At 52.8% G+C, this 23,000-nt stretch carries 11 protein-coding genes and 1 riboswitch; of the genes, 4 read left to right on the forward strand and 7 right to left on the reverse strand.

What is annotated here, in order from left to right; genetic code table 11:
• Positions 1-55 precede the first annotated feature (55 nt).
• The 4 genes from PCH01S_RS02010 to PCH01S_RS02025 all read right to left on the reverse strand — a co-directional run bounded on the left by PCH01S_RS02010 (position 56) and on the right by PCH01S_RS02025 (position 15,035).
• Positions 56-12,208, reverse strand: a complete 12,153-nt coding sequence (locus PCH01S_RS02010; protein ID WP_042226382.1) for a non-ribosomal peptide synthetase — start codon at positions 12,206-12,208, stop codon at positions 56-58.
• A gap of 28 nt (positions 12,209-12,236) precedes the next feature.
• Positions 12,237-12,620, reverse strand: a complete 384-nt coding sequence (panD, locus tag PCH01S_RS02015) for an aspartate 1-decarboxylase (RefSeq protein ID WP_042226385.1) — start codon at positions 12,618-12,620, stop codon at positions 12,237-12,239.
• 662 nt (positions 12,621-13,282) lie between these two features.
• Entirely contained in the window at positions 13,283-14,344 is a 1,062-nt protein-coding gene (locus tag PCH01S_RS02020; protein ID WP_042226387.1) for a glycosyltransferase family 2 protein, read from the reverse strand.
• Positions 14,345-14,606: 262 nt separating this feature from the next.
• Positions 14,607-15,035 carry a MarR family winged helix-turn-helix transcriptional regulator gene (locus PCH01S_RS02025; protein WP_042226389.1) on the reverse strand — a complete coding sequence of 143 codons (429 nt, stop codon included), beginning with the start codon at positions 15,033-15,035 and terminating at the stop codon, positions 14,607-14,609.
• A gap of 163 nt (positions 15,036-15,198) precedes the next feature.
• On the opposite strand from PCH01S_RS02025, the gene PCH01S_RS02030 reads away from it, so the two are divergent.
• Positions 15,199-16,509: an amidohydrolase family protein gene (locus PCH01S_RS02030; RefSeq protein ID WP_042226391.1), complete on the forward strand. Its 1,311-nt coding sequence runs from the start codon at positions 15,199-15,201 to the stop codon at positions 16,507-16,509.
• Between the two features lie 111 nt (positions 16,510-16,620).
• Here the strand turns inward: PCH01S_RS02030 and PCH01S_RS29550 are convergent, their stop codons facing one another.
• Complete coding sequence (locus tag PCH01S_RS29550; protein ID WP_241688681.1) at positions 16,621-16,830, reverse strand: LysR substrate-binding domain-containing protein; 210 nt, start codon at positions 16,828-16,830, stop codon at positions 16,621-16,623.
• A gap of 256 nt (positions 16,831-17,086) precedes the next feature.
• On the opposite strand from PCH01S_RS29550, the gene PCH01S_RS30155 reads away from it, so the two are divergent.
• Positions 17,087-17,431 carry a hypothetical protein gene (locus PCH01S_RS30155; RefSeq protein ID WP_129112506.1) on the forward strand — a complete coding sequence of 115 codons (345 nt, stop codon included), beginning with the start codon at positions 17,087-17,089 and terminating at the stop codon, positions 17,429-17,431.
• A 309-nt stretch (positions 17,432-17,740) separates the two neighbouring features.
• Positions 17,741-18,115, forward strand: a complete 375-nt coding sequence (locus tag PCH01S_RS02035; protein WP_042226394.1) for a hypothetical protein — start codon at positions 17,741-17,743, stop codon at positions 18,113-18,115.
• A 180-nt stretch (positions 18,116-18,295) separates the two neighbouring features.
• On the opposite strand, the gene PCH01S_RS02040 is transcribed toward PCH01S_RS02035, so the two are convergent.
• Positions 18,296-20,227 (reverse strand): fructose-bisphosphatase class III, encoded by a 1,932-nt coding sequence (locus PCH01S_RS02040; RefSeq protein ID WP_042226396.1) that lies wholly within the window; start codon positions 20,225-20,227, stop codon positions 18,296-18,298.
• A 271-nt stretch (positions 20,228-20,498) separates the two neighbouring features.
• The gene (locus PCH01S_RS02045) at positions 20,499-21,098 is read right to left on the reverse strand and encodes a DJ-1/PfpI family protein (RefSeq protein WP_042227370.1); all 600 of its coding nucleotides are present in this window, start codon (positions 21,096-21,098) and stop codon (positions 20,499-20,501) included.
• A gap of 48 nt (positions 21,099-21,146) precedes the next feature.
• A riboswitch (ZMP/ZTP riboswitch) is annotated at positions 21,147-21,226 on the reverse strand.
• Positions 21,227-21,531: 305 nt separating this feature from the next.
• On the opposite strand from PCH01S_RS02045, the gene PCH01S_RS02050 reads away from it, so the two are divergent.
• Positions 21,532-22,836, forward strand: coding sequence for an erythromycin esterase family protein (locus tag PCH01S_RS02050; protein ID WP_042226398.1), 1,305 nt, complete (start codon positions 21,532-21,534; stop codon positions 22,834-22,836).
• The last annotated feature ends 164 nt before the right edge of the window (positions 22,837-23,000 follow it).

Here is a 23,000-nt window from a genome sequence, read left to right on the forward strand (position 1 = left end):
AACCTCTGTCAGTACGTATTCTCAGGGTCAGGCACCAACCAAGGCTTGGCCCATGCTACGCCCCCGAGACGGTGCTGCCTGTAGCGGCGCGATATTGCTCGACCACACTCAACAGCAGCTCCTGATAAGCGGAAGCCCAATCCAGTACCGCCTCCTTGCCGAGGCGCCGGGCGTTGTACGTCCATACCCCGCCAAGCTCTGGCCCTTCCGCCCCGCTTGGTGCGGCGGCGCCATCCATGTACAGCACAACATCGAATCGTTCCAGCAGCGCCTCCCGCTCCTTGAACCCGTGCTGCGCTGCTCCCGCAAATAACGGGAACAAGGCAAATCCGGCTTCGGCTTGCGGCTGCCTTCTGATTTGCCGCGCGGTATAACATTCTCCCGCGCTCGCCCTCTTGGCGGCATGCCGCAGCAGCGTATCGAAATCGCGCACCTCCGCAAAGTCGATTTCCTTCGGGGCAATCAGCCCGTTGTCCGTCATTGCCGGAAGCACAAGCCGGCCCATGCCGGACTCGCCGCGCCAGAAGTACAGATAGACGGCAAAAGCCGCGGCTTCCAAAGTCACTGAGCGGGATGCCGCAAGTTCCGCAAGCCCTTCCGCAACCGTCCGGTCCAGTTGGAACTGAACACTGCCGGTACGTTCCGCGGTATAACCGCTGCTGACGCAGTCGTCTGCCACAGGCAGGCCGCTCCAGCTCCAGCTCATGAGCTCGCGATTTCTCGACTCCAGATAAGCCGCAAGCGATGCGATCGTCGGATAGGTGAACAAATCCGTTACGCCGAGAGCGCCGGGATACAACTCCTCCAGCCGTTGATGCGCCCGCACCAGCAGCAGCGATTCTCCCCCAACATCGAAGAAACGATGGTGGATGCCGAAGTCGTCCCTTTGCAGGATTTCGCGCCATACGGCGGCAATCGCCAGTTCGATATCGCTTGCCGCTTCGACAAACGGAGTGCCGCTATCCGCCGCAAGCTCCGGCTCCGGCAGCGCCTTCCGGTCGATTTTGCCGTTTGGAGACAGGGGCATGGCCGGCAGTTCCACCACGGCCTGCGGAACCATATAATCCGGCAGGCGCAGCGCTGCAAACTCCCGAAGTTCCTGATGGTCCGCAGGTTCGGAGCAAACGATGTACGCGCATAAATATTCGCTTCCGCTTGCAGCTTCCCGCTTCATGACCACCGCTTCCGAAACCGACGGATGACCGAGCAGTACATGCTCGATTTCCCCGCATTCGATGCGCTGGCCCCTTATTTTTACTTGATGGTCGATTCGACCCAAATATTCGATCGTTCCGTCAGGCAGCCATTTGGCAAGGTCTCCTGTCCGATACATCAGACTGCCCGCCGCAAACGGATTATCGACAAACTTTTCTTCCGTCAAATCGGGCCGGTTGATATAACCCCGCGCCAGGCCCGCGCCGGATATGCACAATTCCCCGGCAATGCCGACAGGCTGAAGCTTCATCGCTTCGCTCACGATATAAAGCGAGATGTTGTCGATCGGCTTACCAATCGGCACTTGGATCGGAATATCGCCGTCAGAGCAATCGTAATAGGAAACGTCAACCGTGGCCTCGGTCGGGCCGTACAAGTTCACAAGCCTGGCATCGAACGGAACTCCGATCCGCTCGCGGAACCGCCGCACCTGATCCGCGGTCAACGCTTCGCCGCTGGCGAACACATGACTCAGGCTCTCCAGCCTGGCCTCGCCGCGCAGTAAGCCGGGATGCTCCAGGAACAGGTGCAGCATGGACGGCACAAAATGCATCGTCGTTACGCCATGCCGCGCTATCGTATCCATCATAAGCGAGGGGTCCTTTTCGCCACCCGGAGGCAGCAGGACCAGCTTGGCTCCCGCAAAGCTCCACCAAAACAGCTCCCAGACCGATACGTCGAAGGTAATCGGCGTTTTCTGCAAAATGACTCCGCTTGCGTCCAGTCCGTACTGCTTCTGCATCCAGCCGATCCGGTTGACGACGGAATGATGCTCGATCATAACCCCTTTGGGCTGTCCGGTCGATCCCGAAGTGTACAGCACATAAGCAAGCGAACGTGAATCATGCACCTTCTCCACAGGGAGGTCGTCCCGCTCCTGCGCCAGTGCCTCATGAACGTCCATAAATGGCAGGAACGTCTCCAGCCCTTCCGGGGCTTTGCCCTTCGTCAAAACAAGCTTGGCTCCGGAATTTTCCAGCATGTAGCGGATTCGCTCCGGCGGCAAGCCCGGCGCAACAGGCACATAAGCTCCGCCCGCCTTCAGCACGCCAAAGATTGCAATCATCATCTCCAGGCTGCGTTCCATCACGACGGCCACGCGTTCCTCGCGCTTGACGCCTTGCTTTCTGAGCGCCTGCGCCAGCCGGTTCGATCTCCGGTTCAATTCCGCATACGTCAATGCCCCGTCCTCCGCAGCAACCGCAACGGCCTGAGGCGTTTCCGCCGCTTGTCTTTCAAGGTAAACTTCTACCGTGTCGCCGCTTGCATACGGCGCGGCCGTACGATTGAACGCTTCGCTCTGCTTCTCCGCTGCCGCGGCGCCCTGCAGCCCGATTCCTCCAAGCGGCCGCTCCGGTTCGGCCAGTGCAAGGCCGACAATACGGAAATACCATTCCGCCATTCTGTGTATGCTGTCTTCTTTAAATAGCGCCGTCGCATATTCGATCGTCAAGGCTGCGCCTTTTGTACCCTGATCCGCAATCTCAAACGTCAAGTCCAGCTTCGATACGCGATTGTCCGGCACTTGCGCCTCGAATTGCAAGGCATCCGCCGCCGCCTGTCCGGCCTCCATATGCTGCATGACAAACATCGTGTCAAACAGCGGATTGCGGCTCAGGTCGCGCGGCACATCCAGCATCGTCACCATATGCTCAAACGGGAGCAAGCCGTTGCCCAGTGCCGAAAGCGCAGTTTCTTTGAGCTGCTCGGCGAACGCTCTGAACGGCAGTTCGCCGGATGGCCTGCTGCGAATCGGCAGCGTATTGACAAACATGCCGACCAGAGGCTCGGTTGCGGGATGGAAGCGGCCGGCGATCGGCGTGCCGACAATAAGATCGTCTTGCCCCGTCATCAGATGCAATAACGTATGGTAGGCGGCAAGCCAGAGATGGAATGGCGTAACGCCCCATTGCTCCGCCGCCGCTCCGATCCCCTCGGCAAGCTCCGCCGGAATCGGCAGCGCAAGCTTGGCGCCTTCGAAGCTTTGTTCAGGCGGACGAGGATAATCGGTCGGCAGTTGCAGCACAGGAAGCGTGCCCGCTAGCCGGAATGCCCAATATTGCTCTTGCTGCTCTCTCGCCTCCGAAGCCATCCACTCCTGCTGCCAAACGGCGGCATCCTTGTAGTGAATGGGCAGCGGTTGCAAGGAGCCGCCGCGATACAGTTGCTCAAAATCGCGCGCCATCACATTCATGGACACGCCGTCGGCGACGATGTGGTGAATGTCCAGCAGCAGCGTATGCCGACTTTCGCCGTCCGTCGCGAGAAACGCCCGAATTAACGGAGCCTTTCGCAAATCGAACGGGCGGACGACCGAGCGCGCAAATGTATTCAAGTCCGCCGCATCCATCAAGGCATGTACGGCGAGTTCAAACGTAACCCTCTCATGGACACGCTGTATCGGCTTGCCGTCTGCCCAGTCAAAGCTGGTGCGCAGCGGTTCATGGCGGTCAATCAACCCTTGAATCGCCTGGCGAAGCCTGTCCGGATCTAGCTTGCCCGTCAGGTTCAGAGCGAGCGGGAGATTGTAGGCCGTGCTATCGGGATAAAGCTGCTGCAGCACAAACAGCCTGTTCTGCGCGAGCGACAACGGGTAGAACGGCCGGCTTTCCACCGGGGCAATAACCGCGGCCCGCTTGGGGACCGCGTGGTCGATGCGGGCCGCCATGTCCCGCAGCAGGGGAGCGTCGAACACATCCTTCATCGCAAACGCCGCTCCATAACTCTGCTCGATCAAGCCCGCAAGCTGCGCGGCGCGCAAGGAATGGCCGCCCAATTGAAAGAAATGGGCTTCTCTCCCGATCGTCGCCGGGTCGTTCGGCTCGTCGGAGGCCAGACCGAGCACCTCCCGCCAAAGCTCGGCCAGCCGCTGCTCCGTCGGCGTAGCCGGCGCCTCGCCGCAAGCCGACGGTTCAGCGAACCGGGGCTGCGGCAGGCGGCTGCGGTCGGCTTTGCCGCTCGGACTTAGCGGAAAAGCTTCCATAGCAACAAAATACGAAGGAATCATATACTCGGGCAGCAGTTCCTTAAGTGCGGCCCGAAGGCTCGCTTCCTCCGGCATCTCCCCGTCCGCTGTCACGAGATACGCGCAAAGCGCCGGCTCTCCCGCATGGTCCGTCACCGCCGTCACCACGGCATCGCGAACTTCCGTCTGCAAGAGCAGCGCGTGCTCGATCTCGCCGCATTCGATGCGGAGACCGCGCAGTTTGACCTGATGGTCAAAGCGTCCCAAATATTCAATATTGCCGTCCGGCAGCCACCTTGCAAGGTCCCCGGTACGGTACAGCTTCTCTCCTGCGGCAAACGGATTCGGAACAAAGCTTTGCTCCGTTAAATCCGGCCTGTTGCGATATCCGCGTGCAAGACCGGCACCCGCGATGCACAGCTCGCCGGACACGCCGATCGGTTGCGGTCTCATCCGCTCGTCCACAATGTGGAGCCGGATGTTATGGATTGGCTTGCCGATCGGAATCGTACCCGCACCGGCGTCCAGACAATCGTAATAGCTGACATCGACCGTCGCTTCCGTCGGGCCGTACAAATTAATGAGCCGGGATTGGCCGCAGCCGCGCTTCATCAGGCTGTAAAAACCTGCGACATGCGCGGGCTTGAGCGCTTCGCCGCTCGCAAATACGTATCGCAAGGAACAAAGCTCGCCGGCTCTGCCGCTGTCCGCCGCATAGGGCAAGAAGACGCCCAGCATAGACGGCACAAAATGCATAACCGTCACCGCCTGCTCCTTAATCGCGCGCAGCATGACCGACGGCTCCTTCTCCCCGCCGGGCTCCAGCAAATAAAGCGAAGCGCCGGCAAAGCTCCACCAGAACAGCTCCCATACGGAAACGTCGAACGTAATCGGCGTTTTTTGTAAAATAACGTCGCGCTCATTCAGCGGATAAGCCGTCTGCATCCAGTTCAGCCGGTTGATCGCCGCGCGGTGCTCCACCATCACGCCTTTGGGTTTACCGGTGGAGCCTGACGTATAAATGACATACGCCAGATGCTCGGGACCCGCTTGAGGCGACAGGTCCGTCTCTTCTTCGCCCTTCGGCAGCTCCGATGCGGCGGTAGCCGCAAGCGCGTCCAGATCGAGCGTTTCTCCCTGGAAAGCCGGGAGCGTATGAATCCATTTGGCCCCCGCCAGAAGCAGCTTGGCCCCGCTATCCTCCAGAATTCCGCGGATCCGCTCAGGCGGATGCTCCGGGTCAATCGGCAAATAGGCACCTCCCGCCTTGAGCACCGCCATGATCGCAATCATCATGGACAAGGAACGCTGAGCGGCAATCGGTACAATCGTTTCGACCGCAACGCCCTTGTCTCTTAGCACGGCAGCCATGCGTTCGGCGCGGTCATTCAGCTCTCCGTACGTCAGCGAGCCTTCGGCCGACCGCACCGCCGTGTAGTCCGGCCACCGCCGGGCGGACTCGGCGAACCATCCGTGAATCGTCTTCTCCGCCGGGTACGAATGTCCCGTATCATTCCATGCCGCAAAGGCGGCTTCTTCGGCAGGCGTCGCCATAACGACGTCGCCACAGATCAGGTCGGGGCTGGCGGCCGTTTGCTCCAAAATGTAAAGCAGCCGATCCGCCAACCGCTCCATCGTGACTTTATAAAACAATCCCGTATTATACTCCAGCTCCGCCCGCAGACCGCCTTCGCCATCGCTGTACAGATCAAGCTTGAAGTCCAGCTTGGACGTTCCGTGGCTGACGGGCAAAGGCTCCATGCTCCAGCCGTCGCCGCGCGCCGCCAGCTTCTCGTCTTCAAACTGGTTGTGAACGATCAGCATCGTATCAAACAGCGGGTTTCGCGACGGGTCATGCGGATACCGGGCCGCTTCCATCATGTGCTCGAAGCTGACATCACCATGCTCGTATGCGGCAAGCAAACGCCGATGGGTCTCACGGACAAACGCCAGGATCGGCAGCTCGTCCGCCACCCGCATCCGAATCGGCAGAAACTGATTGAACATGCCGATCATCCGGGCGGTGTCCGGATGCGTCCGGCCTGCCGCCAAAGAACCGATTGCAAATTCCGACTGAAGCGTCGTTCCCTTGAGCAACAGCGCGTAAGCCGCAAAAAGCAGGCTGTTCATGCTCGCTCCGGCGCTTGCGGCCGTCTCTTTCAGCCGTGCGGCGAGCGCCGCCGGAATGTGGAAGGTATACGTGTCGCCCGCAAATGTCTGACGGTCGCCGCGCGGCCGATCCAGCGGCATATCGAGCGGCGCCGCAGGCTCTGCAAGCTGCTCCGTCCAAAACGCTCGGCTTGCCCTTGCCCGCTCCGAGCCGGACTGTCGCTCCTGCCAAACGGCATAATCTTTGTAATGCAGAGCCAAAGGCGCAAGTTCCGCGCCGTCGATCAATGCGGTCAACTCCTCCAAGAGCAGCTTGACGGATATGCCGTCCGCCGCGATATGGTGGATGTTGAGCAGCAGATAGGCCTCCGCTCCTTCCGATTCGGGCCGGCAATAACATGCGGCGAGCAGCGGCGCTGCGGCAAGCTCGAGCGGCCGGTAAAACTCGCTCAAGCATTCCGGAAGCGTCGTCTCCGCGAGCTCCGCCGTTTGCAGAGCAAAGGCGGCCGAATCGTGCACGATCTGGGCCGGAACGCCGTCGATCCAATGATAGGAGGTCCGCAGCGGCTCATGCCGTTCGATCAACTTCTGAAGCGCTGGCCCGATTCTGGTCTCACCCACCGCACCCGACAGTTTGAGCGCAAGCGGAATATGGTAGGTTAGTCCGATATCAGCCATGCTTTCCGCCAAAAACATGCGCCGTTGCGGCGGGCTCAGCGGATAGGATGCGGCTTTGGGCGCGTCCGTAACAGGTTCGTACGCTTCCTTAGCAGCCCTGTCGATCCAGGCTGCCTGCTCTCTAACCGTCGGCAGCTTGAAAATTTCCTGAAGCGGCATGCGCACCCGGCAATGCTTGTAGATTGCCGAGGTCAATGCGGCCGCCTTCAGGGAATGGCCGCCATGCTCAAAGAAGTGGTCAAGCGCGCCAACCTGCCCCGTATGAAGCACTTCTTGCCACAATTCTGCGACAATGATCTCCGTTTCTGTGGAGGGCGCTTCATAGGAGACCGCGCGTTCCGGCGCAGGTAGACGTTTTTTGTCCACCTTGCCGCTCGCGTTCAGCGGCAGTTTCTCCAACTGTACAAGCGCGCTGGGAATCATAAATGCCGGCAGCTTGCCTGTCAGTTGGCTCCGAACGCTAGTCTGCGCATCGGTTTGCTCCGCAACGATATAAGCGCATAAATACGGCGCGCCGTCATTCTCGATCAGCGCCACAAAAGCTTCCTTGACGCCCGCGCAATCCATCAGTCTGCTTTCGATTTCACCCAATTCAATCCGGTAACCCCGCAGCTTGACCTGGCTGTCGATCCGGTCCAGAAACTCCAAATTTCCGTCAGGTAAGCGGCGCACCAGGTCGCCGGTTCCGTACACGGTTTCGCCTTCCCGGAACGGATGCGGCCGGAACTTCGAAGCGGTCTGCTCCGGCAAATTCACATAGCCGGATGCGACACCGTCTCCCGAGATCCACAGCTCGCCCGGCACCCAGTCCGGCTGCAATCGGCCCTGCTCATTCAGCACCAGCGTTTCCGAACGCGCGATCGGCGTGCCGATCGGCACGGTGGCCGTTCCTTGTCCGTCCCCTATCTCCGTGATCGGATAGCAGGTTGCGAACACCGTCGTTTCCGTAGGACCGTAGACATGCAGCAGCACGCCCGGTCCAAGCGCGCGTAGCGCTTTGCGGATATGCGGCACGGAAGCCCGCTCTCCGCCAAATAAAATATGGCGCAGGCCGCGCAGCGACTCCAGCCCATGATCGACCAGCGTATTGAAAAGCGCCGTCGTCACAAAGAATAAGGTAATGCCTCTGCCCTCAATCAGCTCGGTCAGCCGCATAACGTCGGCAACCTCTTCCTCGCCGACCAGCGTCAGCTTCGCGCCGTTCAACAGCGCTCCATACAAATCGAACGTTGAACCGTCAAAGGCGTAGTTCGAAAGCTGCAGCAGCGCATCGTTTTCCGAAATGCTTACATAATCGGTCTGGAGGGCAATCCGGGACACATTGCGATGCGAGGTCATAATCCCTTTCGGCTTGCCCGTCGAGCCGGACGTGTACATGATATAAGCGAGATCGTCCGCTGAGCCGTCGATGTCCAGATCATGGCCGTACTCGCTGGCCCATCCCGTATCGAGTTCATCCATGTCGATGACATCTGTGCTGTCTCCGGCAAGCCGGGCGCCCATCTCCATCGTTGCAGCCGCAGTCACGATCGCCTGCGTTTCCGTATCCTGCAGCATAAACAATATCCGCTCTTCGGGATATTGCGGGTCGATCGGCACATAGACGGCTCCCGCTTTCAGCACAGCCAATATCGCCGCAATCATATCGGGCGAACGCAAGAGCAGCAGTGCCACCTTCGCCCCCGGTGCGACGCCGCGCCGCGCAAGCGCGCGCGCGAACCGGTTGGCACGTTCGTTCAGCTCGCTGTAGGTATACGCCAGCTCGCCCATTTCAACGGCAATCTGCTGCGGTGTCTCCATCACTTGCCGTTCAAACAGCCTGTGCAGCGACAGCTCCTGCGGCGGCGCGGCGGATGAACGGCCAAGCCGGAGCAGCCGTTCCCGCTCCTCTGCATCGACGGGATCAAGCTCGCCAAGCGCCGTATGCGGCTGCGCGGCGATTGCCCGGGCCAGCGCTGCATAATGCCGGGCCAATTGCGCAGCGGCCCGCTCATCGTACAAATCCAGCGCATACTCCAGCGTAAATGCGATGCCTGCGCCGTTATTCACGCACTCCCAAGTCAGGTCGAACTTGGCCGAGCTGCTGTCCATTGTTTGTGGCGTATAAACGACATCCTTGCTCCGCCATTCGGGCAGCTCCATATTTTGCAGCGTGAACACCGAATCAAACAGCGGATTCCGCCCGTATTCCCGTTTCACATTCGCCAGCTCGGCTATTTCTTCATAAGGCACATCCCCGTTACCGATAGCCGCCAGCGCCTCCCCATTGACCTGCTTCAGCCATTGATCGAAGCGCAAACCGCTTTGCCCGCGCAGGCGGATCGGAACCATGTTGACGAACATCCCGACTACGCTTTGCAGCTCCGGCCGCACTCGTCTCGCGGCTGCCGTGCCGACAACGATGTCGGATTCGCCCGTATATTTCGCAAGCAGCGCATAATAGATCGAAAGCAGGACGGTGTATAACGTTACGCCCTCGCGTCTAGCCAACGCCCGCAGCGATCCGGCCAGCTCCGGCTCCAGCTCGAAGCGCTCAATTGCCCCGCGATAGCTTGACGTCTGCGGCCTTGGACGGGGGGACGGAAGCGACGGCGACGGCACGCCATCCCGAAAGATTTCGCGCCAGTAAAGCTTCTGGCGCTCCAGCCAGCCGCCGCTTCGTCCCGCTTCCTCCCATAGCGCCATATCTCCGCCATGAATGGACAACGGCTCCGGCGCGTTCCCCTCGTAAAACCTCGTAAGATCGGACATCAAAATACCCATCGACGTTCCGTCCGTAATGATATGATGCATATCCAGAAACAGCACGCTTGACTCGTGCTCCAGGCGCACAAGCTCCATGCGCAGCAGCGGCGCTTGCTCCAGACGAAACGGCTGCAGGAAGCGCCGCTGCCGCAGCGTGAGCTCGGCAGCCGTCCAGCCGCTTCCGTCAACCACGGCGAGCGGCGGCTCGACCCCCTGCTCGATGCGCTGCATCACATTGTCTTCTTCCCTATAAAAGGACGTCCGCAGCGCCGGATGCCGCTCTATCAGCGCCCGCCACGCCGAGCGGAACCGTTCGATATCGAGCGGGCCCTTCACCTGGACCGTAAAAGGCAGATGGTAGTTAAGGAGCCCCGGATTCAGCTCTTCCAAAATGAACAGCCGCTTTTGCGCCGAGGTCGCCGGATAAACCGTCCGTTCCTCCGCTTTGGCCACCGGCGGCGCAACGACGGCGGCAGTTCCTTCGCCTTCCTGCGCCTTTTGCTCCAGCAAAGCGGCCAGCGAACTCACCGTATCATGCAAAAACAGTTCGGTAAGCGTAAGCTCGACGCCAAACGCCTCTTGCAGCCTGGCGGCTGCATAAGCCGCCTTGAGCGAATTGCCTCCTTGCTCGAGAAAGCCGTCCTTCCGGCCTATGTAATCCTTTTTCAACACCTCGCGCCAGATGGATATGATCCGCTCTTCCGTCTTCGTAGCCTGCTCCAAGCCGACATCCCCGCACAAGGCATCGCCGCTTTCGGCATCACACCGCTTAAGCGCGGCCGCCGTTTCCAGCTCCGTCAGCTCGGCAAGCGCTTCGGCAAACTCGCCTTCGCGCAGCGCTTCCGCCAACACGTAGCGTTGAATTTTGCCGGAGGTCGTTTTCGGAATTCGCCGAACGGGGACGACAAAAGCAACGTCCAGACCGGCCGATCCGTTCAGCAGCTTTTTCACCTCGGACATCAGCGGTACAAAACCGCCGGTCTTGCCGCGATGCTGAATAAAAACTGCGATCGCATCCCGTTTGGTCGTCGCATCCTGAACGGCGGCAATCGCCGTTTTCCCGATTTCGGCCCCTTTCAGGCCGCTGATCAACGCCTCCAGGTCATGCGGATACACATTTTGCCCGTTGACGAAAATGACGTCCTTCATTCGGCCGGTCACATATAAACGCCCTTCCAGCAAGAAACCCAAATCTCCCGTATTCAGCCAGCCGTCCGGGGAAATCGTTTGCTTGTTTACATCGGGCCGCTTATAGTAGCCGCTAGTCACGTTGCGGCCTCTAATATGAATCAAGCCTGTGCTGCCTGCTGCCGAAGGGTTTCCCGCTTCGTCGCAAATGCGCACCTCGCATTCTTGTACGGGGAAACCCAGCTCGACAATCTCGATCGCGGTCTGATCCCCGTGGGCGGCCATTTGTACAGGCTGTCCGACAGCGAGCGATTGACGATCAAGCTTAACGGTATTCAGGTGATCATCCGTTCCCGGAAACGTCACGGCCAGACTCGCTTCCGCAAGCCCGTATACCGGAAAAATGCAATTTTCCTTTAAGCCGTACGGCTTCATCGCCTCCAGAAAATCGCGGCAATGGGCGGCCGATATCGGTTCGGCCCCGTTAAAAATGAGCCTGACGCAAGACAAATCCCATGCCGCCGCTCCTTCGGGCTTCCAATGCTGCAGAAAATGCACATAACCGAAATTCGGCGAAGAGAGACATGTCACCCGATGCTTATGCGTAAGTTCCAGCCATTTCATCGGATGAAGCACAAACGTCGAGGTCGGCAAGTGCAGCTGATTCATGCCGCAAAACAGCGGCGTAAGATGAAAGCCGATGAGCCCCATATCATGCGTCAGTGGCAGCCAGCTTAGCGAAGAATCCCGCTCCGTCGATTGCGCCCCATGGATAATGGCGCGCATGTTCGACAGAAGATTGCCGTGCGTCAGCACGACCCCCTTCGGGTCTCCGGTAGAGCCCGATGTAAACTGGATGAATGCGGTGTCCGTCTCAGCTGCGTCATACGGCTCAGCTTCAGGACGGCCGGCATCCGCGGCCGCCGCAAGCACTTCCGCAATCGGCACGCTGCCGGATTCCAGCTGTGCAAGCGCCTCCGCCTCCCCGTGCTTCAAAGCGTAGCCTTGAATTCCCGGCCACAGTTCTTCATCGCAGAGCAATGTAGGCGCTTCCAACTGTTTGAATACCTGGATCAGCTTTTTGCGTCCTTCGTCCGTACGCGCCGCCGTCACAGGTACGGGGACAATGCCGCCGAGCACGCAAGCCCAGAACAGAAGGATAAACCGTTCGTTATCTTCCGTCTGCATGACGGCAAAGTCGCCTGGACCCAGGCCCTGCTCGCGCAGCAGATGGAGCGCCCTTCCGGCCGATGCATGTAATTTGCCGTACGACAAGTAACGCTCCCCACCGCTTTCACAGAATAAAATTCCCGCATCGTTTTCCTTGCGCGCCAGCAATACGCCGGACAAATTACGGATGGTTCTCATAGTCGGCAGCCCTCCGTTCTGTCTTTTATCACACCGTGGTGGAATGCAGTTCTTGATAATCCTCCGTTACGATGCGATTATGATCGTCCATTATGACGACATGCGGACGATACGTGCGGGCTACCGATTCCTCCATCATCGCGTAAGAAATAATAATGACGCGATCGCCCGGCTGCACCAGTCTGGCAGCGGCGCCGTTCAAGCAAACCACACCCGAGCCTCTAGGTCCGGTAATGACATATGTCTCCAGCCTGGCTCCGTTATTTATATTGACAACTTGTACTTTTTCGTTCTCCAGGATGTTCGATGCATCCAAAATATCCTGATCGATGGTGATGCTTCCTACGTAATTCAAATTGGCCTCTGTTACGACAGCCCGGTGAATTTTGGACTTATGCATCTCTCTAAACATGAGTACACTCTCCTTATGGAGTAGTTTGTAGTTTGGAAAAATTAAAACGTACTAATTTCTACAACGAACGTTGCTGTCCGGCTATTCTTTTACGGAAATTCAGAGCGCAAACACACTTACACGATTTCTCTGTTATAACGAAAAAGAACCGGCCGGAGCAATTCAGCCGTTATAAAAAAACAAAATCTGCGGCAAACGGGTGCCGGTGTGGCTGTCATACGGAGTAAGCAAGCTCATGCTTATGCATGGAAAAGCTGAATGAGGAACTTCGTTCGATAGCGAGGAGTCATGTTGACCGGCAAGTGGTTCTTCCTATGCGGGATCTTGTTGTTTGCGTACGCCCATCCGTTGGATGAGGTCATACTAGTTAAGCAGGTTACGCGATTGTGAGGGATCTAGATGTTTGAAAATTCAGACAAAAAACAAAACGTGGTTTGTACATCGCAGCTGCTCATGACACAAACAGTGAAAGCTGCGAAGGAGAGGAAAAAAGATGTCATGTAACCGAGTGTAGCGGCAATGGTTTAAAGCATTGAAGCGAAATTTACTTTTTTTTCTTGTAACCTACCCTAATAGTAGGGCTAAATGTTTACTTTCGATAGGGTAATAATCTTCCAATAGAGGGGGAAATTCTTTTATTTATTAACTTATTTTGGTTAAATCTACCAAATATTAAGAGCTCTTTGCAAAAAAACATTTCCACTCTTGCTTGAAAATAACAGCTTAACAAACAAAAACAGATTAAAAATCGAAACTTTGTAACGAAGGGATCGGCGGCAATAACGGAGCGCTTTTTTGCGGTCATAACGGTTCAAATAGCTGAGCGTATAATATTTGCTTGCGATGCCGATGTCAATGTAAGAGAGTTGTTTCGCTTTATTGCTGAAGGACTCGGACTGAGCGACCAAATCCCGGATATGCTCACGCACCTTGATAGATTTGAAGCTAAGTCCCTCGATTTTTTTATATAAATCCTCGTTGAGATGAATCGTATCGGGATCAAGCTGCCAGCGGTCGCAGAAAAAGTAGAGGCTGTCGGGAGATTCTCGGTAGACGGAATGAGGTTTGGTTTGAAGCGCAATTCTGTATTTGTCGAAAAAGCGGACCAGATAGGTCGTATCCTCCCCCAGATAAAAATGTTCGTTGATCAAGCCGACTTCGTCCAGCAGCTCCCGGCGGAATACCATCGTGTTCAGCTGAAAAAAATTGCGCGTATGCGACAAAAACGCCTCGAACAAACCTTTTTCGAAAACAATCGTTTCTCCGTCATTCCATGTTTCGAACGTTGTTCGCATCGAATGCAGCAAATCCCGCTCAACCTTATTGTCGAAGTTGTAGGAGGTAATATCCCCGTGCCGTTCCAACCATAGCGCAAAGCTGATATCGGCTTTCGTCTGCGCATGCGTCCTCATGCTGTCCGTCAAATGGCGAGGATACCATTCGTCATCGGAATCAAGAAACGCCAAATATTCGCCTTGCGCCGCCAGCATCCCCGTGTTTCTCGCGCCTCCCGGTCCTTTTTCCCGTTCATTGCACACATAGCGGATGCGCACATCTTTGCGTGTCCACTCGCGGATCGTCTCTTCCGTATGATCCGTGCTTCGGTCATCAACGACGATCAGTTCCCAGTTGGCGTAAGACTGGCGCAAGATGGACTCGATCGCGCCGGAAATGATTTGCGCCCGATTATACGTTGGCATCACAATGCTTATCAACGGCTCCACTCGCTTCACTCCAATCGTCACAAAATAGTTGCCTTAAATCATCGTCAGTGTAAATGCGTAAGCGGGAAGCCGTCAAGTCTGAAAAGCGTACGGCGGTTTAAGCACGCCCTGCTTATGAGTTAAAAACATGCCTGATTCCAAAACGGATATGCCAGCTTGCTCGCAGCCTTCCGCAACGCAAAAGGCGCTCCGCTTCATTTACGCGGAGCGCCACAGTTCGCATTGGAAGATGTCTCCATAATTTCATAGGAAATCGTCTTCTTTATATGCGTTCATTGATTTTGATCAACAATTTCTTTAAGACTTGCTTCTCCTCGTCGGTAAGGGCTTGAACAATTTCCTCCTCCACCTTTTGGAATGAGTCTTGAAAGTCTTCAATCAGTTCAATCGCTTTGGGCAGTACATATATATTTTTTTGCCGTTCATTATTGGCCGGGATTTTACGCTCGATGAACCCTTTTTGCTCCAGACCTTGAAGCATGCTTGTAATGCTGGCCCCACGCAGATGAAACCGATCTGCTAGGTCCTTTTGAATAAGATGATTATCTTGGTTCTCGTAAATATAGTCGATTACTTTTCCTTGCTGAGCGTTTAACCCCAGCTCTTTTATACTCTCGTCGGCTCTTTTCTTTAACTTAAGACCGATAATCTGAAACAAATCCAGATAAGGCGTATCCTTTCGGGATTGCATGACCGTCCCCCCTCCCCCTGTAATTGTTAGAAAACTAATTGTAAGCATTTAAACTATACAGTGATCCTATAGGCATGTCAAATAAATATTAGTTTGTTGACAGTTAGAAAACTAACAGTTATACTCCGAATTGTTGAAAGACAAACACCTGGGAGGAATTCAAATGGAGAATGTAGCTCAAAATGCTGCGTTAGAACAAGTTACGGCGATTACAAATGTACGGATCTTTGATGGAGAGCAAATTATTGCGCCCAGACATATTGTCATTAAAGGGAAGTCCATTATTTCAGTGGGCGGAGATCTTCCGGCCGATGCAATACTTATCGATGGAGAAAATGCGACTCTACTGCCTGGTCTGATTGATGCACATGTCCACACCTCAATCGGCGGATTACGAGATGCCTTAAAATTCGGCGTTACAACCGAACTCGAAATGAACGGCGATTTTACTAAAAGAGGGCGCGAAATTCAGTTGAAAAATGTGAATGACGTCGCAGACGTCCGTTCTGCCGGCACAGCGATCACCGCTCCAGGCGGACACCCGGATGAATTACTGCCGGATGGAGATGAAATACCGGAATTCGTATTAAAGGAACTAGAGAAATTATCGGAGGAAGACCGGGAGGCGATGTTGGCCGCTTACGCTCACGATCACGAAGAAATACCGCAAGTGACGACGGTGGAAGAAGCGATTAAACATGTGCACACTCAAGTGGAGAATGGAGCCGACTATATTAAGATCATGATTGAAGAAGGAACGGTTATGGGTGCACCCGGCCTGCCTGTACTAAGCGACGAGATTCTAAAAACAGCCGTGACAGAAGCCCACAAGTTCGATAAGCTGGTCATCGCCCACGTCTTGACGGCTCGTTCATCGCAAGAAGCTATCGATTTTGGAGTCGACGGTTTGGGTCACTTGTTTATCGACAGACCCGAGTATACGTCCGAGTTAGTGAAATCCATAGCGGATTCAGGCGCTTTTGTTACACCGTGCTTGGTGTTGAATTCATCGATTATTGGAAATCCGGCCTCGGAATTGGCGAATGATCCGCGTGTTCATTCCAAATTAAGTCCGGATTGGATCGATATTTTGAACTCCAGCTTCAATACGTACCCGCAGGGCAATATGGAGAACAGCTTCAAGAATGTGATGGACCTTCACCGTGCCGGAGTTGATATTCTGGTAGGGACGGATGTCGCGCCGGTTCCCGTTCCGAACCTTGGCGGCCTTGCTCATGGGGCCAGTGTCCACCACGAAATGCAGCTGCTGGTGAAGGCCGGGTTCACTCCGATCGAAGCTCTTCAGTCCGCTACTTCCAAACCGGCCCGCTGCTTCGGACTTCACGATCGCGGCCGTATTACCGAAGGTGCGCGCGCTGATCTTATTCTCGTAAACGGTGATCCGACCACTACTATTTCGGATACCTTGTCGATCAAATCCTTGTGGTTCAATGGTACGCAGCAGCTAGGTTAATCAGCTTAGATTTCCCTGTACAATGAAAACTAAACCTCCGTGCCAAAGCACGGAGGTTTAGTTGATGTAATGGATTATTATAAGTCGATGCTCATCGCTTCCGTTCGCTATTTAACCAACCAGATCATCAGCTTTTGCCATTGACTCTCGAATCATATCGGAAAATGCTGTGAACGCTTTACTTTTAAACCGGTCTTTGCGGTGGATAAGACTTGTTTGAGTGAATCTGTATTTTTCCGGAATCGGATAGATGCCAAGATCAGCACATTCCCCCGTTAAAACCGATGCGGGCAGCAATGTGGCGGCAAGCCCGGTTTGCACAGAGCTTTCAATAAAGCGAAAGCCGCAGGTTATGATAATGACGAACTCGCCGCTGTTATGAAAGTGTTGCGGTAAGAAACCTGACTTTCTATGCAGAACCGACTGAACGAGAAATCCGGTTACATTTTCTCCTCACTATTTATTTCTTCAACACAATCCTGATTATATTTTTTAAAACAAGTGAATTGACAAAAAAATAAGATATATAGTAAATTTTTACTGTAACCATACTAAATTAATTAAAGGAGTGGTAGTAGTGCTTAAAAAGAAATGGCTAGTATTGCCTGTTTTATCTTTGTCCATGATGACGGTCTTTGGTTTTAGTTCAGCTGTGCTTGCAAGTACGTCTACACAAACTCAAAAATCTTCTGTAGTTTCAGAATCAGAAAAAGCATCATTCAACAAAATTTATATTGATAAAACACAAAGACTATATCCTAAGACAAGCTACCCTACCTTTAATGATACTTACGATACGTATCACTATTATGACGGACAATATGAAGGTGAACTTAACAGAGATTCCGCCTACACTGAGGACAAATATTTCTTCTATGTTACTTATTCCGGTTGGGCTTACAATACTGACTTACAATCATAAACCGATAAACACTATCCCCTGTTTTTCTTAAAAATTCAGGGGATTTTCTCTTTTTTGAGCCAATTCTCAACATATATATCACCAAGATAACCCTGGAACTACTCATATTTTTATAGACACCGGCACAAAAAGTAATGTATATTTATACCTAACAGCCCAGAATACCCCAATTACTCTACTGTTGGGAGGTGTTCGGCCAAGCGAAGACATTCAATTTGAAAGCGAATTCAAAAACGGAAAAGACCATCCGCCTGGATCAAAGAAAGTGCTTGTCAAGTTCATTCTATGAAAAAAGGAGCTTGAGATGGTATGAAAAGAAAAATCACGTCTATCGCTTTCATGCTTGTCCTGCTGTTAAGTTTTGCTTCCACTAGTTTTGCGGCCTCTAGCGGACCGGGTACAGGCAACAATACTTGGGCACCGGTCCAAGCCCACGGCAATATTTATATCGAAGGCAACTTCATAAACGACGGGCAGATCAGCCTCGGGGTTAATTTTAGGCTGTACCGGGTTACCCCGAACGGAGATGTGCTGGTAGGGAGTAATTGGACGAACACCATTGTGGCCGGTCAAACTGCACGTCTCAAGATTCCCTTGGCTTCGAATCAACCCGACGGACAGTATAGACTTGTCTTAGACTCGCCGGGTGATTTCACCGTCATTGCTTATCTGGGCTACAATTAAACGTTAAAACCTCCAATGCCACTTTGCTCCTTACAGTGGCGATGGAGGTTTTGTTTCTTCAGCTTAACGCAGTTGCTCCTTCGATCTTGGCTAACCGCGGTCAAAAACCCCAGATACTGAGGTTTTACCCCCTCCTTTCTTATGAGCTAGGTTGAGCAATCTTTACCCTTAGCATCTGTTTCATTTCATGTAGCGATATTCCAGGAGATTCTTCAAATTTGAGATTTTCTGCAGCAGCTTCTCCCCGACATTGGTTTCCCTCACCAGCTTTCGCTCCAGTTCTTTGTCCACCAGTCTTTTTACAGACAATACGTCCGTTCCGTTACATAACACATCTTCTTTTGAATTAAATTTCTTATGGGCGACGAGCTGCATGCCAAAGGAATTATACAACAACGTATATCCGGCGATGCCCGTTGTGGATTGATAAGCTTTGGAAAAACCGCCGTCAATGACGATCATTTTCCCATTTGCTTTCACGGGGTTCTCTCCACGAATTTCTTTAACTGGCGTGTGGCCGTTAATAATATGTCCATGATCCGGATTCAAATCAAACTCCAGCAGGATTTTCCGGCAGATCTCATCATTTTCACGCAAATGGTAGTAAGGGTTCTTTCTCTCCTTATGGGTCTCTTTATCTTGGATAAAGTACCGTTCAAAGGTGGTCATTTCTCTCTTTCCAAAGAGCGAGGAACATTCCCCTGTCCAGATGTACCATACCATGTCCGTTGCCAGATCATCCGTCTCTTCCGGATGCGCAAAGGCGTAACGTAAATAATATTCAAAAACATCGATCAGCTGACGGCCCGAATACGTCTTGTCTTCAATCTGCATTTTTTCCATGTTTCCTTCTTCATCCAAAGGAATACAGCCGTGGATTAACAAATTCCCGTTGTATTTTAAATAAAGGCTGCCCTTTTTCATAAGAAAATTCATATGTCTGGCCAGCTTTTCGGAATGCTGGAGGAAGAACAGCAGCTTCTCCATCACCTGCTGTTCTTCCTCCAGCAATTGTTCAGGGTGCTGTGGATTTACGGTTGCGAAACAGGTGTTTTCCAGTGGGTAAGTTTTTCCGCCGATCTTGATCTCATTTTTGTCGTAATCGATCTGCTCAAGCAAAAGCCTTTCAGACATATGAAAGTAAGGGCGTCTCTTGATAATCGGGATTTCAAGTTTAAACTGGATCATGGCAATGGCTTGATGAATTTTGGTAATCTGCAGGATTTCCGACTCCGATACGTTATGGTCGGCCGGCAGCTTCGGTCTGAAGCCCGGGTTGTTATCATAGTATTTCTCCGCCAGGTTCAGCAGTGGGCGAAGATTGATTCCGTATACGTCTTCGATGATGTCAAGATTGTTGTATCTGGCGCAGATCCGGATAATATTCGCAAGGCAGACCAGGGAACCCGCATAGGCGCCGATCCAAAGGACATCATGGTTCCCCCACTGAATGTCTACAGAATGGTAGTTGATCAGCGTGTCCATAATTTTATCAGGGTCAGGACCGCGGTCATAGATATCTCCGACCACATGAAGATGGTCAACCACCAGGCGCTGGGTCGTATAAGCAAGGCCGATAATGAGCTTGTCCGCTTGGCCCAAGGAGATAATTTGCCGGTATATTTCATCATAATAGGGGTCTTTATTGTTGGTCGAATCCGTCTTGTATAGAAGCTCTTCTACAATATATACAAACTGCTCCGGCAGAGCTTTACGCAATTTCGAGCGCGTATATTTGGAAGAGGCATAAGAAATGAGCATAAGCATTTGTTCAATCGTTTGTCTATGCCACTGGTTCAAAGCTTGTTGATTGCACAGTTCTGCTTTAACCAGCTGTATTTTTTCTTCCGGATAATAAACTAATGCCGCAAAATCATTGATTTCATTATCCGTCCAAACCTCACGGAATAAATCTTTGATTTTCTCTTTTACATTACCCGAACCGTTTCTTAGTACATGCTGAAAAGCCTGGTACTCCCCATGCAAATCACTGACAAAATGCTCGGTTCCCTTGGGGAGATTGGAGATCGCTTCAAGGTTGATGATTTCTGTTACGACTTTTTCTTCCGTATCATATTTCTGGGCCAATAAATCTAGAAACTGTGCATCCAAAACAGATGTCCTCCTTCAAGGAAATATGGTGATGTATAGCCGGGTGTATTTAGAAGCCCTATTCCTTTTAAGAGGATTTTAATTGGGCTAGCCGCGTAACTTAGTGTAAACAGTAGGAATATATGTTCAATAGATATGGATAAATATCCTTTTCCCTAACTTGAACTTTTTGGAAACTTCTCTTCATATTGCGTTAAACTCCCTGCCCGTTACTTTAATGAACGAAGGGGAACTTGCCGCGCGGCAAATTCCCCACTACCGTACTCATCGCTTAATCTCTTTTCCAATCATACTCCATAATATTAGCAGCTTCTATAGCTGTATCTTCACCCAATAATTTTTCTACAACATATAACGCTGCGTCCATACCTGCGGATACTCCGGCAGATAATACAATTTTCCCGTTATCAACATAGCGGGCTTCTTCTAATATTTCAGTAGAAGTAGGTACAACATCCCTTAATTCATTTATAGCCAAACGATTTGTTGTAACTTTTAATCCATCCAATAAAGTCGCTTTTGCTAAAAGTAAGGCTCCAGTACAGACGGACAGGATGATTTCAACATCATTTGATGTCTCACGAATCCAGTTCGTAATCGTCTCATTGTTCATTTCTTTTCTTGAACCCCATCCTCCGGGAACCACCAAAATATCAGGTTTAGGACAGTTAGCAATCGTATATGCTGGATTGATGCTTAGTCCTCCCGAGGCTTTTATCGGACTGTCATTTTCCGCCACAGTGAACACATTGAAGTCTTGCCCGCTATTACTGCCTGCAATAAAAACTTCAAACGGTCCAGCAAAATCCAAAGGTTCAACCTGTTCAAAAATTAATACGGCTACATTTCTTGTCTGCCGTACCTGTTCCATATTATCATCTCCCATATAAAAAAATAAAAGCATTAGGTCTAAGACCAAATACTTTGCCCAGGCGTATGGCATATGAAATATGTGCTCCCTCGTGGTTCTCCACGTTTACGCCAGTCACACATACCAAATATTCACTTTATTATAATCTAAAAATTAAAACAAATACCAGCATTTGTTGCGTTATCCTGCCCGTTAGCGGAAAAGAGACCAATTGTTGCACACTGCATCTTCGTGAGGAAAAGTAAGGATGGTATACCAAAATATCGTCCACATCTCAATTCCTCCGTTTTTTTGTTGATTCCCTTTTTCTTCAATAGGGTTCCCAATTACTTAACAAGATATAGAAAGGCGCCTATGCGCGAATCGTTTGCGGTTAATGATCAGATAAATCGGAGATAATTCAACACATACCGACATCTGGAGGAACTGCCACATGAATTCCAACGATCAATCGACCGGGCAAAATGCCTATTTGAAAGAGCTTAATGCCCTATTTATCCCTTTTAACGAAATGGAAAACCTGGACCGAATAGTTGAAGCCATTGGAGACGCGGATATGGTGCTGCTTGGCGAAGCAAGCCATGGAACCTCGGATTTTTACCGGGTGCGGGCCGAGCTTTCGAAGAGGCTGATTACAAGCAAGGGTTTCAACATCATCGGCGTCGAAGGAGATTGGCCCGCCGCTTACCGGCTGAACCGTTATGTCAAAGGAAAGGCAGGAGCCGATTCCTCGGCGGCCGAGGCGCTCGGCGATTTTACCCGCTGGCCTACCTGGATGTGGGCGAATACGGAGATTCGCGATTTCGCGGAGTGGTTGAAGGCGCATAATGCGGCAAGTCACGGGAACGGCAGCGAGCGTCAGAAGGTCGGATTTTACGGCATAGACATGTATTCGCTGTGGGAATCGATGGAGGCCGTTATCGGCTACCTGGAAAAAACTCGGTCTCCCCAGCTTGAACAAGCCCGCATGACCTACGCCTGTTTCGAGCCCTACAGCAGGGACCATCAGACGTATGGTATCGCGGCAGGCTTGCTCTCGGAGAGCTGCGAGGATGAAGTAGTCGAGCTGCTGAAGCAGATGCGGAGCCGGCGCATGGCACATCCGGGAAGTGAGGAAGAATTGAGTGCGGAGGTGAATATGCTGGTCACTTCCAGCTCGGAGGCCTACTATCGGACGATGGTCCGAGGCGGACCGCAGTCCTGGAATGTGCGGGACCGGCATATGGTTGAATCCCTGAAACGAATTATGTCCTATTACGGGTCCTCCGCCAAAGCCATTGTCTGGGAGCATAATACGCATATCGGGGATGCACGGGCAACAGATATGGCGCAAGAGGGCATGGTCAACGTGGGGCAGCTGCTTCGGGAAGATCCGGAGCAGCGGGTGTTTGCCGTTGGCTTCGGTACCTATCAGGGCGAGGTGTTGGCCGGAAGTGCCTGGGGTGATCCGGTGGAGAAAATGACCGTACCGCCCGGACAACCGGGAAGTTGGGAAGATTATATGCACCGGGCCGGAGGCGGAGTGGACGGCATGGTCATACTCTCCGAGGCATCCTCCGTGTTCCAGACGGTCATTGGCCACCGTGCCATCGGTGTCGTATACGATCCGAATCATGAGCAATTCGGAAATTACGTGCCTTCGAGCATGAAGGACCGCTATGATGCGTTTGTTCATCTCGACCGGACTACGGCACTTCACCCCCTGCCTATCCTTCGGCCAGTTGCGGAAAAAGTATAATTGTCGAAGGAAGACGTCTGAATGAATGCTTATATGTAATTACTTCATTCTAGGTATGCATTGATTTCCTGTTTGGTAATTGCTTTCTACGTTTGAGTCAGCCTTGTAAAACACGAAGGAGCCAAGTAAGACAGCCTGCTGGTTTCAGCAGGCTATTTTGTCGA

This window comes from Paenibacillus chitinolyticus NBRC 15660, from assembly GCF_000739915.1.
Lineage (GTDB): Bacteria > Bacillota > Bacilli > Paenibacillales > NBRC-103111 > Paenibacillus_F > Paenibacillus_F chitinolyticus.